The organism is Alteromonas lipotrueiana (genome assembly GCF_019249245.1).
In the GTDB taxonomy this organism is placed as follows: domain Bacteria; phylum Pseudomonadota; class Gammaproteobacteria; order Enterobacterales; family Alteromonadaceae; genus Alteromonas; species Alteromonas lipotrueiana.
In genome coordinates this window covers 1-12,805 of record NZ_JAESDK010000029.1, presented here as the reverse complement: position 1 = coordinate 12,805, position 12,805 = coordinate 1, and the positions used below count along the sequence as shown (strand labels likewise).

At 44.6% G+C, this 12,805-nt stretch carries 14 protein-coding genes and 1 pseudogene; 12 read left to right on the top strand and 3 right to left on the bottom strand.

Translation table 11 applies throughout. From position 1 onward, the window contains the following. The 10 genes from tsaB (at position 1) to JK130_RS15705 (ending at position 8,312) form a co-directional block, all read left to right on the top strand. Entirely contained in the window at positions 1-681 is a 681-nt protein-coding gene (gene tsaB / locus JK130_RS15750; RefSeq protein WP_218355309.1) for a tRNA (adenosine(37)-N6)-threonylcarbamoyltransferase complex dimerization subunit type 1 TsaB, read from the top strand. A gap of 165 nt (positions 682-846) precedes the next feature. After that, positions 847-1,149 (top strand): hypothetical protein, encoded by a 303-nt coding sequence (locus tag JK130_RS15745; RefSeq protein WP_218355288.1) that lies wholly within the window; start codon positions 847-849, stop codon positions 1,147-1,149. A gap of 89 nt (positions 1,150-1,238) precedes the next feature. Further along, positions 1,239-1,916: a Slp family lipoprotein gene (locus JK130_RS15740; protein WP_218355287.1), complete on the top strand. Its 678-nt coding sequence runs from the start codon at positions 1,239-1,241 to the stop codon at positions 1,914-1,916. Between the two features lie 88 nt (positions 1,917-2,004). Beyond that, on the top strand, positions 2,005-2,844 hold the full coding sequence (locus JK130_RS15735; protein ID WP_218355286.1) for an alpha/beta fold hydrolase: 840 nt from the start codon (positions 2,005-2,007) through the stop codon (positions 2,842-2,844). Between the two features lie 119 nt (positions 2,845-2,963). After that, positions 2,964-4,616 carry a long-chain-fatty-acid--CoA ligase FadD gene (gene fadD / locus JK130_RS15730; protein WP_218355285.1) on the top strand — a complete coding sequence of 551 codons (1,653 nt, stop codon included), beginning with the start codon at positions 2,964-2,966 and terminating at the stop codon, positions 4,614-4,616. A gap of 94 nt (positions 4,617-4,710) precedes the next feature. Then, complete coding sequence (gene rnd, locus JK130_RS15725) at positions 4,711-5,856, top strand: ribonuclease D (RefSeq protein ID WP_218355284.1); 1,146 nt, start codon at positions 4,711-4,713, stop codon at positions 5,854-5,856. Positions 5,857-5,869: 13 nt separating this feature from the next. Continuing rightward, positions 5,870-6,169: a YcgL domain-containing protein gene (locus JK130_RS15720; RefSeq protein WP_218355283.1), complete on the top strand. Its 300-nt coding sequence runs from the start codon at positions 5,870-5,872 to the stop codon at positions 6,167-6,169. Position 6,170: 1 nt separating this feature from the next. Beyond that, on the top strand, positions 6,171-7,154 hold the full coding sequence (locus JK130_RS15715; protein ID WP_218355282.1) for a lytic murein transglycosylase: 984 nt from the start codon (positions 6,171-6,173) through the stop codon (positions 7,152-7,154). 1 nt (position 7,155) lies between these two features. Further along, positions 7,156-7,821: a fumarylacetoacetate hydrolase family protein gene (locus tag JK130_RS15710; RefSeq protein WP_218355281.1), complete on the top strand. Its 666-nt coding sequence runs from the start codon at positions 7,156-7,158 to the stop codon at positions 7,819-7,821. Continuing rightward, positions 7,818-8,312 carry a YcgN family cysteine cluster protein gene (locus tag JK130_RS15705; protein WP_218355280.1) on the top strand — a complete coding sequence of 165 codons (495 nt, stop codon included), beginning with the start codon at positions 7,818-7,820 and terminating at the stop codon, positions 8,310-8,312. Before JK130_RS15710 ends, JK130_RS15705 begins: the two co-directional genes overlap by 4 nt. A gap of 11 nt (positions 8,313-8,323) precedes the next feature. Here the strand turns inward: JK130_RS15705 and JK130_RS15700 are convergent, their stop codons facing one another. The 3 genes from JK130_RS15700 to nhaB are packed head-to-tail and all read right to left on the bottom strand — an operon-like array spanning position 8,324 to position 10,999. Beyond that, positions 8,324-8,878: a GNAT family N-acetyltransferase gene (locus JK130_RS15700; protein ID WP_218355279.1), complete on the bottom strand. Its 555-nt coding sequence runs from the start codon at positions 8,876-8,878 to the stop codon at positions 8,324-8,326. After that, positions 8,875-9,399: a disulfide bond formation protein DsbB gene (dsbB, locus tag JK130_RS15695; protein WP_218355278.1), complete on the bottom strand. Its 525-nt coding sequence runs from the start codon at positions 9,397-9,399 to the stop codon at positions 8,875-8,877. The genes JK130_RS15700 and dsbB overlap by 4 nt, the downstream gene beginning before the upstream one ends. Positions 9,400-9,418: 19 nt before the next feature. Further along, positions 9,419-10,999: a sodium/proton antiporter NhaB gene (gene nhaB, locus JK130_RS15690; RefSeq protein ID WP_218355277.1), complete on the bottom strand. Its 1,581-nt coding sequence runs from the start codon at positions 10,997-10,999 to the stop codon at positions 9,419-9,421. A 1,091-nt stretch (positions 11,000-12,090) separates the two neighbouring features. On the opposite strand from nhaB, the gene JK130_RS15685 reads away from it, so the two are divergent. Beyond that, on the top strand, positions 12,091-12,516 hold the full coding sequence (locus JK130_RS15685; RefSeq protein ID WP_218355276.1) for a GNAT family N-acetyltransferase: 426 nt from the start codon (positions 12,091-12,093) through the stop codon (positions 12,514-12,516). Between the two features lie 191 nt (positions 12,517-12,707). Continuing rightward, positions 12,708-12,805 (top strand): annotated as a pseudogene (locus JK130_RS16700) (transposase); the annotation flags it as partial.

Sequence of the window (12,805 nt, the reverse complement as noted above, 5' to 3'; positions counted from 1 at the left end):
ATGAACCTATTAGCCATTGATACGGCCACCGAATCGCTTTCGGTCGCGGTCCAATTTAAGCAAAATGTCACTCACCGGTTTGAACTTTGTCCTCAGCAGCATAGTCAGAAGTTGCTGCCTATGATAGACCAAGTACTTAAAGAAGCGGGTACCACCTTAAATGAGTTAGACGGCCTGGTATTTGGGCGGGGGCCGGGCAGCTTTACCGGGGTCAGAATAGCCACCGGTATGATTCAGGGGCTGGCTTTAGGCTCACAGTTACCCGTAGTGGGTGTCAGCACTTTGGGGGCCATGGCGCAGCAAGCTATTATAGAACATCAGGCCGATAAAGTGGTTACCGCCATCGATGCGCGAATGAAAGAGGTCTATTTTGCCTGTTTTGAAGCGGCTGACAATAGGGCAAAATGCACTGTTACAGAACAGGTTTGTCTGCCAGAAAACGCGGTAAAAATGATAGACGATAAGCCTTTTATCGCTGCCGGAACAGGCTGGCAGGCATACAATGAACTGGTCCATAAACTTGATGGGCAACCTGTACCCGTTGTTTATCCTCAAGCCCGTTACATGCTGGCATTAGCTGAGCCCGAATTTGCTGCTGGACGTACTTTTAGGGCTGATACCATAGAGCCCGTTTATTTACGGGATAAAGTGACCTGGAAAAAGCTTCCGGGCAGAGAATAGCGGGTTAAGACGAGCCATCTAACCGTGTAGGTATAAAACTTGCACTATCTTACGCTGCTTTATTTAAAAAGAATCGAAATTTGCGCATCGTCAGAACGGGGTCTATTTTAGTGTGCGTGGTATTAAATTTTAATTTTTCAGGCTTAATAACGCGTCTTTAATGCTATGGATATAAATACAAATTTTTCGGTAATCGCACCTGACTCGCAAAGCCGTGCTAATGACGATACTCATAAAGTCAGGCGGCTAACCCGCGAAGAGCAATCGCCTGCAATAGAGGTGGGCCAAAGCCTGCGCACTACCTCTAATGCTGACACCCTAAATAAGGCTCACCGGTTTGCTCAGGATTCAGGCTACGATCAACCTCAAGGAAAAGCGAATCAAGCCGTACAGGCGTACATGAGCCATGAGCGTGAATCACAGCGAGACACTATTCGCACTATGATGGGTGTCGACCTGTACGCCTGACCGTCTAAAATTTGCGTTTGTTCAGGTGTTATTCATCCCTATTTTCTATACTATCGTAAACAATGGTCTCAGCCTTTATGGAGATAACGATGTCTTTTCGATTGATGTTAATCAGTACCCTATTATTTGTGTCAGGTTGTACCATGGTACCTGACAACTTAGCGGTGCCTGACGGTACGGCCTTAGTCACCTACCAGGGAGCGGTCACGGGCGGCCCTCAGGTAACGGGCCGCACAGCTCGCTGGGGGGGTGTTATTGCAGGTGTTGAAAACAAACCTGAAAAAACCTTTATAGAAATTGTCCACTTTCCCCTTAACAGTTACGGGCGACCTAATACTTCTGAAGAAACCATAGGTCGGTTTAAAGTAAAAATTGACGGCTTTGTAGATCCTATCGTTTTTGAAGAAGGCCGTTCGGTGACGTTTTTGGGAAGTGTCGATAAACCCATTACGGGTATGGTAGGAGAGCAGCCTTATACGTTTCCGGCTGTAAAAGCGCGTGATTATCATCTGTGGCGCGAAACATCGACATACGATGTATCAACACTATACTTTAATTATAACACCGGTTGGTATTCACCGTTTTATTATCGCCATTCACTTTGGGGGCCTCAATTTGGGTTTGGGACTTCGCGGATAAGGGTGATTGAGAGTCGAGGTTTTCAACCCAAACTTAAACAGTCAAACTCAGTACAAAAAAATCGGTTAAAACGGCCAGAAGCGCGATCCGAACCCGTTACCGGGGGTATAAAACCTGAGATAGAATGACCAGGTATTGCCGTAATGAGGCAACACTTTGTTAGTCAAGCGGCAATATGATGCCGCTTTTCGTGTTTTAAGCTAATCAGGAAGTGACATGATAGAAACTGAATTTCAGGCCGGCGCGGTCACGTTAACAGCTTTAGACAATCAGGGTAGTGGTAAGGTTATTATTGGTCTGCATGGCTACATGGATAATGCCGCAAGTCTTGAACCCCTGGCCCCTTTTTTACATAGTTATCGGTTTATTGCGCTAGACCTGGCCGGGCATGGCAACTCTTCACACCGCCCCTATGGCGCTCATTATAACCTGGCCGACTATTTACAAGATTTGCATGCATTTATTGAGCATCAAGAGTTTGATGATGTGATTCTGCTGGGCCATTCATTGGGTGGAATTCTGGCAACAATGTATGCAGGTATTTTTCCTGCCAAAGTATCAGGTGTTATTAGTATTGATGCGTGTGGACCATTAACCGAATCTGCCGATACTACAGCGGCTCAGCTAAAAAGCAGTATAGAAAGCCGGTTCAAACGAAGCCGTAACCGCCTTAAAGTTGTTGATTTAGAAAAAGCGGTGGCCGCGAGGTGCCAAATTAGCGACCTGAGTGAGCCCCATGTTCGGGCCATATTACAAAGAAATCTGACGCAGGATGCAGGAGGTCATTATTTTTGGGCCAGCGATCCGAAACTTCGGACACTTTCAAACCTTCGTTTTACCGAAGAACAGGCTAAGGCGCTGATGCAGGCAATAACGTGTCCCGTATATTTTGCAGCTGCCGAGAATAGCTTTAAAGAGGTTTCGACTATTTACCCACAACGCGAAAAGTGGTTCAAAAATGCCCGGTGCGAATATTTTAGCGGTGGTCATCATATTCATATGGAAAAGCCTGAAGATGTAGGCCCGGCGGTAGTGACATTTGTTGAACAATTGTAAATAAGGACGTTTATCTTTATAGGGACTTCCGATACTATATCCAAGTAATCAGACCAGTTGTGCATTTCTCAGTCAATATGCCCTGGAAGTCATATAAAGAAGAATAAGTAGGAGGTTTTGTGGACAAAACCTGGCTTGAGCATTACGACCCTCGTGTTAATGCAGAAATTGACCCGGATCTTTATTCATCGGTGGTCGATATATTTGAACAGTCTGTAAAAAACTACGGCGACAGCACGGCCTATATCAATATGGGCCATCAAATATCGTTTAACGAATTAAATCAGCTTAGCGCGCAATTTGCTGCCTATTTACAAAATAGCGGCTTTAACAAAGGCGATGCCATTGCCATTATGATGCCCAATTTGCTGCAATACCCGGTGGCAATGTTTGGTATTTTACGTGCCGGTTTGGTGGTGGTTAACGTCAATCCTTTGTACACCGCCCGAGAATTAAAGCACCAGCTTAAAGACTCTGATGCCAAAGGTATTGTGATTGTCGAAAATTTTGCCTGCACGCTTGAAGAAGTTGTCGCTGATACAGCCATTAAGCACGTTTTTTTAACCGCACTGGGCGACATGCTACCCGTACCCAAGCGGTGGGTGGTTAATCTGGTGGTTAAACACGTTAAAAAAATGGTGCCTTCGTTTTCACTTCCCTCATCAACACCTTTCATGAAAGCGGTTAACGAGGGCGAAAATCTTACCTTTAATAAACCTCAGATAAGTGGCGAAGACTTAGCCTTTTTACAATACACCGGTGGCACTACCGGGGTGTCTAAAGGCGCAATGCTTACCCACAGAAATATGATTGCTAACCTGGAACAGGTATCCGGCATTCTTGAAACCGTAATAGACAAAGGCAAAGATTTAGTGGTTACCGCCTTGCCGCTTTATCATATCTTTGCGTTGTTAGCTAACGGCCTGCTGTTTTTGAAATACGGTTGCCCCAATCTGCTGATTACGAATCCGCGCGATATGCCAGCATTTATAAAAGAGCTAAACAAATACCCTTTTGCTGTATTGCCCGGCGTAAACACACTGTTTAATGGCCTGTTAAATACACCTGGATTCAGCGAGCTAGATTTTTCTAAATTTAAGTTTGGTCTTGGCGGGGGGATGGCAGTGCAACGTCCGGTAGCCGAAAAATGGCAGAAAGTGACGGGTTCGGTGCTGCTCGAAGGTTATGGTTTAACCGAGTGTTCTCCCGTGGTCGCAGTAACGCCTCCGCAAATAGAAGAATATAAAGGGACCATTGGTTTTCCGGTTCCTTCTACCGATATCAAATTGCTGGATGAAGATGGCCACGAAGTGGATAAAGGCGAGCCCGGCGAGTTATGGGTCAAAGGTCCGCAGGTTATGCGCGGTTATCTTAATCGTGAAGAGGCCACTAACGAAATTTTGAAAGACGGTTGGTTAGCCACCGGGGATATTGCCAGAGTTGATGAGCAGGGATACTTCTATATTGTTGACCGCAAAAAGGATATGATTCTGGTTTCAGGCTTTAATGTATTTCCAAATGAAATAGAAGAAGTCGCAGCGATGCACGACGGGGTTGTTGAAGCTGCTGCCGTGGGTGTGCCTCATGATGTTAGCGGTGAAGTTGTAAAATTGTTTGTGGTGAAAAAAGATAATTCACTCACCGCAGAAGATATTATTGCTCATTGTCGCAAGCATCTTACAGGGTACAAAATTCCTAAGCAGGTTGTGTTTAAAGATGAATTGCCAAAAACCAACGTAGGCAAAATTCTTCGCCGTGAGCTTCGCGACTGATTACCAGATTTTGCCGTGTGCGCGTGGCTTTTAAAGCGCACTATTTGTATATTTTTTCAGGGACAGCCGGCAGATGCCGGCTGTTTTTATTATTATGGATTATGAATTAATAACGACAACCGCGAAGCTAAATGCGGTGTGTGAACACGCCAGTCAGTGTGACGCTATTGCTTTAGATACCGAGTTTGTGCGAACCCGCACGCTGACACCTCAGCTTGGTTTATTGCAATTGTATGATGGGCAGCAGCTTGTGTTGATAGACCCTCTGGCTATCGACGATATGTCAGCATTTGTCGAGCTTCTTAATAATAAAAACGTGGTAAAAGTATTACATTCTTGTTCGGAAGACTTAGAAGCTTTTTTGAACGCATTCGATACGCTACCCACACCTATTTACGATACGCAATTTGCTGCGGCAATGTTAGGATTAGGTACGTCTTTAGGTTATGCCAAGCTGGTCGAAACAATGAGCGGGGTGGCTTTGGATAAAGGTGAATCGCGCACCGACTGGTTGGCGCGGCCCTTAAGTGCAAAGCAGCTAGTCTACGCAGCGAACGATGTACTGTATTTACTGCCTGTTTATCGAGAACTTCGATTGCAAAGTGACCAAAGCAACAGAACGCCATGGATAATAGAAGAAATTGCCGCGTTAGGGCGTAAAAAACAGTCTCAACTTCCTGTTGAATATGCTTATCTGCCTATTAAAAACAACTGGAAACTTAACGCTAAACAGCTTTTTGTATTGCAGCGCTTGACGGCATGGCGGCTTCAGTTGGCCCGTAAAAAAGATATTGCACTCAACTTTGTGGTTAAAGAATCGGCGTTATTAGAAATTGCCATGCGCTTGCCAGAAAGTCGTAATGCTTTAAGCAGTATTGAAGGTATGATAGGCCCCACAATGCGCCGTTACGGCGATACTCTGGTAGCCTTAGTACAAAAGGCGTTAACCGATTTTGAACAGTTGCCAGAAACTCAGCATTTACCTAAAGTTCGTAGGCTAATGGAGTTCTCGGCGTACAAGAAGACCCTGGCTAAAATCAAAGCGCTGGTTGACGAGGTCGCGACTACCCAGGCTATTCCTGTTGAAGTGTTAGCATCCAAAAAACAAATGAATCAAGCCATAAAGTGGTACTGGTTATCAATGGATGAAACCCGGGCTCAGGGGTTACAACCCGATTTGTTGAGTAGCTGGCGTAACCCTTTGTTTGACAACAAGCTGACTCACATTTTAGAAAATTAAAATAGGAAAACGTATGCTTTGTGCGGTGTATAAAACCCGAAAAAAAGAAGGCATGTTTCTGTATATCAAAACCAAGGAAGATTTTTCACAGGTACCTGAGATACTGATGAAACAATTTGGTCACCCTGAACTGGTTATGTTGTTGCCATTAGATAAACGTGAGCAGCTAGGTCGGGTGGATAAAAAACGTCTGATCGACGCATTAAACGAACAAGGGTACTACTTACAAATTCCCCCTAAGCAAGAAGACTGGTTAGCCGAGCATCGATTGTCTATGGGGCTGAGCGCTCGTGAAGAGTCGAAAAAGTTCTGATATGAAATTGTTATGTTTATGCAGTGCTATTGTGTTGTTCATTACGCCCATTGTTGTTCATGCAGAAAAATCAAAAGCCGGCTTTCATGATTATGTGGCTAAGTTGCAGCAAGAAGCGCAACTAAAGGGCTTCGATACACAGTGGCTCGACACCCATTTTGAAAATATTGAGTACCGTCCCACTGTAGTAAAGGCAGATAAAAATCAGCCCGAACGAAAAATTACATTAGACACTTATCTGGCTACCAGGGTGCCCGACTGGAAGGTTTCGCAGGCGGTCAGCCTGTTAAATAAACACCAATCTTTGCTTGAAGAAATAAGCGCAAAATACCATGTTCAGCCACGATTTATCGTCGCATTATGGGGTAATGAGTCTAATTTTGGCAAGCTTCAGGGCAAGTATGATGTATTGTCTGCTTTAAGTTCATTAGCCTACGAGGGCCGGCGCGAAGCGTTGTTTAAAAAACAGTTTTTTGCGGCTTTAACTATTTTGCAGCAGGGTCATATAACAGCTGAGAATCTGAAGGGCTCGTGGGCGGGCGCCATGGGGCAAAGTCAGTTTATGCCTACCTCGTTTTTAAATTACGCAGTAGATTATGACCAGGATGGCCGCAAAGATATCTGGAATACACCAGCCGACGTATTTGCTTCAATTGCGAACTTTCTAGCTTCTGAAGGATGGGATGAAAATTTCACCTGGGGCCGCCAGGTAAAATTAAGTAGCCATTATGACGGTGAACATGCGGGGCTTAAATTGACCGATTATGTGCCGCTTGCGCGTTGGCAGGAGCGTGGAGTAACACGGTACAACGATACCCAACTCCCTGATGTCGATATTAAAGCCTCGTTGATTATGCCCGATGGTCCGAATGGCCGTATTTACCTGGTTTACAATAACTTTCATACTTTAATGAAATGGAATCGCTCCAGTTATTTTGGGGTGTCAGTTGGGTATTTAGCCGATCGTATAAAAAAAGGCGAATAAAATGTACCAGCATTTAGACAGTCAGGGTTCACCTATCGCTTTGCCGGCTGCAAAGGTCGTATGCGTAGGTCGCAATTACCTTGACCATATCCAAGAGCTTAATTCACAGATGCCGTCAGAAGCTCTGCTGTTTATGAAGCCTAAGGCAGCATTGTGTCATATGCACCAGCCCATCAATATTCCAGCTGATAAAGGTGAATGTCACAATGAGCTCGAAGTGGCCGTACTCATTAACAAGCCACTCAAAAATGCCGATGAAGCTCAGGCCGTGCAAGCAATATGGGGCGTGGGGCTTGCGTTAGATCTTACGTTGCGCGACGTACAAAGCCAGCTGAAAAAGTCAGGCCAGCCCTGGGAGCGCGCTAAAGCTTTTGATAGCAGCTGTCCGGTATCAAATTTTGTACCGCGCTCACAGTTCAGCGATTTGCAAAACCTGGACTTTTGGTTAACGGTTAATGATAAGGTTCGACAGCAGGGGAATACCAGTGCAATGATGCGTCCGGTTGCCGCGCTTCTTGCCGAAATATCTGCTGAGTTCAGTTTAGAGCCGGGCGATATCGTTTTAACCGGCACGCCAAAAGGGGTAGGGCCACTGGCCCATAACGACACGATAACCGTTTGCCTCTCATCCGAAATCGAAATAACCACAAGTGTAGTCGCCGTATGAATGCCAATTTCTGGGAAACCAAATCACTCGAACAAATGACAGACAAAGAGTGGGAGGCGTTGTGCGATGGCTGTGGTAAATGCTGTTTACATAAATTTATTGAAGACGACGAGGCTGAAGATGCCGCGCCTACCGGTCACCTGAATGCTGATGAACAGGTTCATTATACTAATATTGTCTGCAGTTATCTGAATACCAAATCATGCGAATGTACTGAGTATGAAAACCGTACGCATCTGGTGCCTGATTGTGTGAAGCTGACCAAGGCGAACCTGAAAGATATTTTCTTTATGCCTACCAGCTGTAGCTATCGCAGACTGTACGAAAACCGTGGTTTGCCGTCGTGGCATCCTTTATTGAATCAAGGTAAAAAGTCTAAGATGCATCAGCAAAAAATGTCGGTCAGAGGCAAAACTGTGTACGAGTGCGATGTAGACCTGGAGCATTTTGAAGATTATATCGCTTTGTGGCCCCTTGAAGATTCAGACTAAAGACCAGGGCGCTACTCATTACCTACCAGCGCATATAAATAAGCATCGCGCCCAAAAATACGTTGCTCGCAAAGCCCTTCACAATGAGCCCCCAGCTTTTGCGCCACCCTCATACTGGCCTTATTGTCCGGCTCAATAAAAAGTTCGAGCCGGCGTAGCTGAATTTGCGAAAAAGCCAGCTTTTGTAAACTCTGACACAGGGTTACGGCTAAATTGTTGCCACACGCCTCAGGGCGAATCCAGTAACCTAGATTAGCGACTTCGTGCACAGGGTGAATATAGTTAATAATCCCCATTCCCAGACACCGTTCCTGGCCCATCAGTAAGTAGATAATACCATAACCATTCTTGCGGTTATTCTCACAACTTTGGATGAACTTTTTTATCGCCGCCGGGGTGACCGGACATAGTTGTGTGCCCAACCAAGGCTTCACATGGGTAGCAGAAGCCCGGCAAGCTTCACCCAGCGCTTCGGAATAACGAGCGCCCAATCTGACCACCGATACAGAGGCATAGGGATTTTTGGGCGAAGGTAATCGCGAGGGTAGAATCGACAGGTCGATCAAAATGCTTTTTTACCTATTAAACGACAGGTTAATACCACCACGCCGGTAATAAAGTAAGCAGCAAAGATAATCATCATCCATTCGGCCATTCCCATCGACATAAAGCGCCAGCCATCTTCCATACAGTCACCTTTTGCCGCAAATATCGCCGGTAACCACTCGTGCAAAGGCATAAACGCAGGAAAGTTAGGTACAATTTCGCAGCTGGCGAAAAAAGGATTTGAAGCGTGCAAAATTTCGACATGTTCACTCGCAATCAGCCAGCCCCAGCCGGCTGAAACTAGCCAGGCGGTAAACCCGAGAAAGCGGGTTACGCTATGGTTAATAAGCACAACCAACAATCCTGCCAGCACAATTCCATACATAGCAGTGCGCTGATAAATACACATAATGCAGGGTGCCAATCCCAAACCATATTGGAAATACAGCGCGGCTATCTCTAGCGCTAAAGCACTGAGAAACAAAATTAGCCAGGCGCCCTTATGGGCTGCCGCGCGGCTTATTGTCTGAATAAAGCTCATAAACTATTTACAAACCTCGTTAATGCGACGGTGAAGACGATGGAACATCAGCGCTGTGATGTTCAATTAAATGTGCATCATATAAAAATTGGGTTGAATCAAGCAGCCCGAAATATGTAGCCGCTAAACCTGTCAGAGTAAGCACAATAGTATAGGGCAGTGCCATGATCACCATTCGTCCGTAAGACAAGCGCAATAGCGGCGCAATGGCAGAGGTAAGCAAAAATAAGAAAGCGGCCTGTCCATTAGGGGTGGCAACACTGGGTAAGTTTGTTCCGGTATTTATGGCTACGGCCAGCAAATCAAATTGATCACGAGTGATTTTTCCTTCGGCCAGCGCTGCAGTGATTTCGGTAATATAAACAGACCCGACAAATACGTTGTCTGAAACCATCGATAGCACACCATTGGCCAGATAAAACATCACTAACTGAGTTTTGCCTTCGAAGCTTAATACCCACTGAATGACTGGCTGAAACAGACCCTGATCGATAATTACTGCAACCACCCCAAAAAATACACAAAGCAAAGCGGTAAAGGGCAAAGCCTCTTCAAACGCTTTACCTAATGCATGTTCTTCAATAATGCCGCTCATCGAGGTGGCTAATATAATTACTGACAACCCGATAAGGCCTACCGATGCAAAATGACCGGCTAAACCCACAATTAACCACACTCCAATAAGCGCCTGGACTGCGAGACGGGCTTTATCTCTGGTGGTGCGTTCCTGATCAGAATGCATATCATAATCGGCCAGAATATTACGAACGGCGGGCGATAGTTTAGCGCCATAACCACATAGTTTGGTTTTTTCCAGCAAGAGAGTAGTGGCAAGTCCACATACAAATACCGGAAGCGTTATAGGTGACATTCGAATGAAAAATTCCACAAAACTCCAGCCGGCTTTATCGGCAATAATCAGGTTTTGTGGTTCACCGACCATGGTCATAACCCCGCCTAATGCCGTACCTACCGCAGAATGCATCATCAGGTTACGTAAAAATGCACGAAAATCTTCCAGATCGTTTTTACCTAGTTCTTCAACCGCATCGTCGCTGGTATGATCATGATCGTGATGAAACTCTTTTCCTGACGCAACTTTGTGATAAATAGTATAAAAACCAAGCCCCACACTAATTATAACGGCGACTACGGTAAGGGCATCGAGAAAGGCAGATAAAAAAGCCGAAGCTGCGATAAAACATAGTGATAAAATGGTTTTATTGCGCACCTTTATAACCAGCTTGGTGAAAAGGTACATAAGCAGGTCTTTCATAAAGTAAATACCCGCGACCATGAACACCAGCAATAAAATCACCTCAAGATTCAGCTGAATTTCGTGCAACATGTGCTCGGGTGATGTCATCCCTATAAACATTGCTTCTATAAGCAGCAACCCTCCAGGCTGAAGCGGGTAGCACTTCAATGCCATTGCCAATGTAAAAATAAATTGAATAACTAACACCCAACCAGCCAGATAACTGTCGACCATGAAAATAAAGGGGTTTGCTATTAAGCAGGCAATAATGGTTTTTTTATACCAGTCAGGTGCGTGACCCAAAAAATTGCGATAGAGGGCCATCGGCATCGAGGTTTGCATGTTTATAAATCCTTCTACTGAGAGTAGACATGTTTTACATAGTTTATTAAATCGTTCACCGAATAAGCGTGGCTATTGGAGTACAATTTATAGAATGGTTTACCTACTAAAAGTAGGGCATCGTAAGCCTAGCGTACTTTTATAAACTGAGAAAGATAATGAAGACAATAAAAGTATAAATAGCTATATCACTCAGGCAATTGAAACTGTTTAAATTTTTTAGTTCTGGTGGAGGTTCAACGTAAGCTAGGAAGCGTTTTATGATGAAAATCTATATGAGAGACCGACGTCTTACTGCTGTGACAGCAACGATGCACTATAAGCCACGATATAGGGCTATTGTTACTTAAGTAAAGCATCGCGGGCAGGGTAAGGCATTCCAGTCTCGTCGCGGCGTAGGGATAGTCTGGCTTAACGTTATGGGCTGCAACATTCCACAAATTAAACCTGAGTGTATTGCGCCGTCATACATATACTTTTTTACTTAAGCTGTTTGGTGCTGTTGACCGCCGTCTATCTTTATACAGCATATATAATTTTCCTTTATAACCAAAAAATGAGCCAATGATTCGTTTTCTTCACTAAGCGGTTTACATATAAAGTACTGAAGACCAGAGCTGGCTTTGGCTAACCGAATGGGGTATTGATTAACGAAATAGTAAAAACGGCCTTGGTATCAGCAGATAAAGGGTTTGTGGGGGCAAGTTATTATATTACATAGGCAAATCCAAATGAATGAAGGGATAGTTGGGGCCGTCGCCTTAGCTGCTATTGGCATTTTGTGCTCAATAGCCTCACATTACTTTGTCAAAAACTACAAAAGCGCTATTTTACTATCAGGATTCACGGGGGCTTTTCTTTTTCAAGTCGTTATGAATATACAGTTAAAGTATCTTGATCTTTTTGCACCCATAGTGGCTTTCATTTCGTTCCTGATGATTTGCGCTCTTTCTGCAATTATCGGACTCTGCAACAAGAAAACTATTAAGAGCCAGGAATGACAAGCTTGCAGTATAACAAAACGCTATCATCGGTTACTTTATCTGCCAGGACGCATTCCAGCGTCCTAAAGTTCAGCGCTAGGAGGCTTCGTGAACATTACGTTTGTACGTTCTGAAAATCTAAAAAGGGCAGCCAATTTCACTTTTAGTAACATGCGAGTTTATTACGAACAATTTGCGCCAGATTGGGATGAATCAAAAGTATATGAAGCTACTTTAGAGCTTGAAAATTATGACATCATCTTTCAACAACAAGTTGTCGGAGTCATGCGCTTGCAATTTGATAGTCAGTTTTGTGTTCTAAGAGACCTTCAGGTTGCTTCTTCGGTACAAAATAAAGGGATTGGATTCGCCGCATTACAAGAAGCTAAAAATCGCACTTTAAATGCCAATTTAAACACCCTTACGTTACGGGTATTTAAAATTAGTCCAGCGGTCAGCCTTTATAAAAGAAATGGTTTTGCTATACAGAGCGAAGATGAACGTTTTTTCAATATGGTAGCTCAGGTCTTCTAACAAGCGAGCTAACTCACTCACTGCGTTCGCTCTTTCTACCTAGGACAGTCACTCTTCTTTCTGTCTAGGACAGTCACTCTCTATTCCTAGACCAATGCCAAGGACACTCACTCTCTATCCCTCAGTACAGTTGGATTTTGAGCCAACTTCAGCACAATAGAAAACCTACTTTCCTCGTTTTGTTTAACCTCATGCCCAGACCGCGTAAAACCCTTATTAACCTGTCAGATACGCCTTACTACCACTGCGTGTCGCGGTGTGTTCGCAGAGCATTTTTGTGCGGCGAAGA

Bases quoted from the DNA above. Each gene is read 5' to 3' on its own strand.
- tsaB (WP_218355309.1), top strand. From the start codon at position 1: ATGAACCTATTAGCCATTGATACGGCCACCGAATCGCTTTCGGTCGCG.
- JK130_RS15745 (WP_218355288.1), top strand. From the start codon at position 847: ATGGATATAAATACAAATTTTTCGGTAATCGCACCTGACTCGCAAAGC.
- JK130_RS15740 (WP_218355287.1), top strand. From the start codon at position 1,239: ATGTCTTTTCGATTGATGTTAATCAGTACCCTATTATTTGTGTCAGGT.
- JK130_RS15735 (WP_218355286.1), top strand. From the start codon at position 2,005: ATGATAGAAACTGAATTTCAGGCCGGCGCGGTCACGTTAACAGCTTTA.
- rnd (WP_218355284.1), top strand. From the start codon at position 4,711: ATGGATTATGAATTAATAACGACAACCGCGAAGCTAAATGCGGTGTGT.
- JK130_RS15720 (WP_218355283.1), top strand. From the start codon at position 5,870: ATGCTTTGTGCGGTGTATAAAACCCGAAAAAAAGAAGGCATGTTTCTG.
- JK130_RS15715 (WP_218355282.1), top strand. From the start codon at position 6,171: ATGAAATTGTTATGTTTATGCAGTGCTATTGTGTTGTTCATTACGCCC.
- JK130_RS15710 (WP_218355281.1), top strand. From the start codon at position 7,156: ATGTACCAGCATTTAGACAGTCAGGGTTCACCTATCGCTTTGCCGGCT.
- JK130_RS15705 (WP_218355280.1), top strand. From the start codon at position 7,818: ATGAATGCCAATTTCTGGGAAACCAAATCACTCGAACAAATGACAGAC.
- dsbB (WP_218355278.1), bottom strand. From the start codon at position 9,399: ATGAGCTTTATTCAGACAATAAGCCGCGCGGCAGCCCATAAGGGCGCC.
- nhaB (WP_218355277.1), bottom strand. From the start codon at position 10,999: ATGCAAACCTCGATGCCGATGGCCCTCTATCGCAATTTTTTGGGTCAC.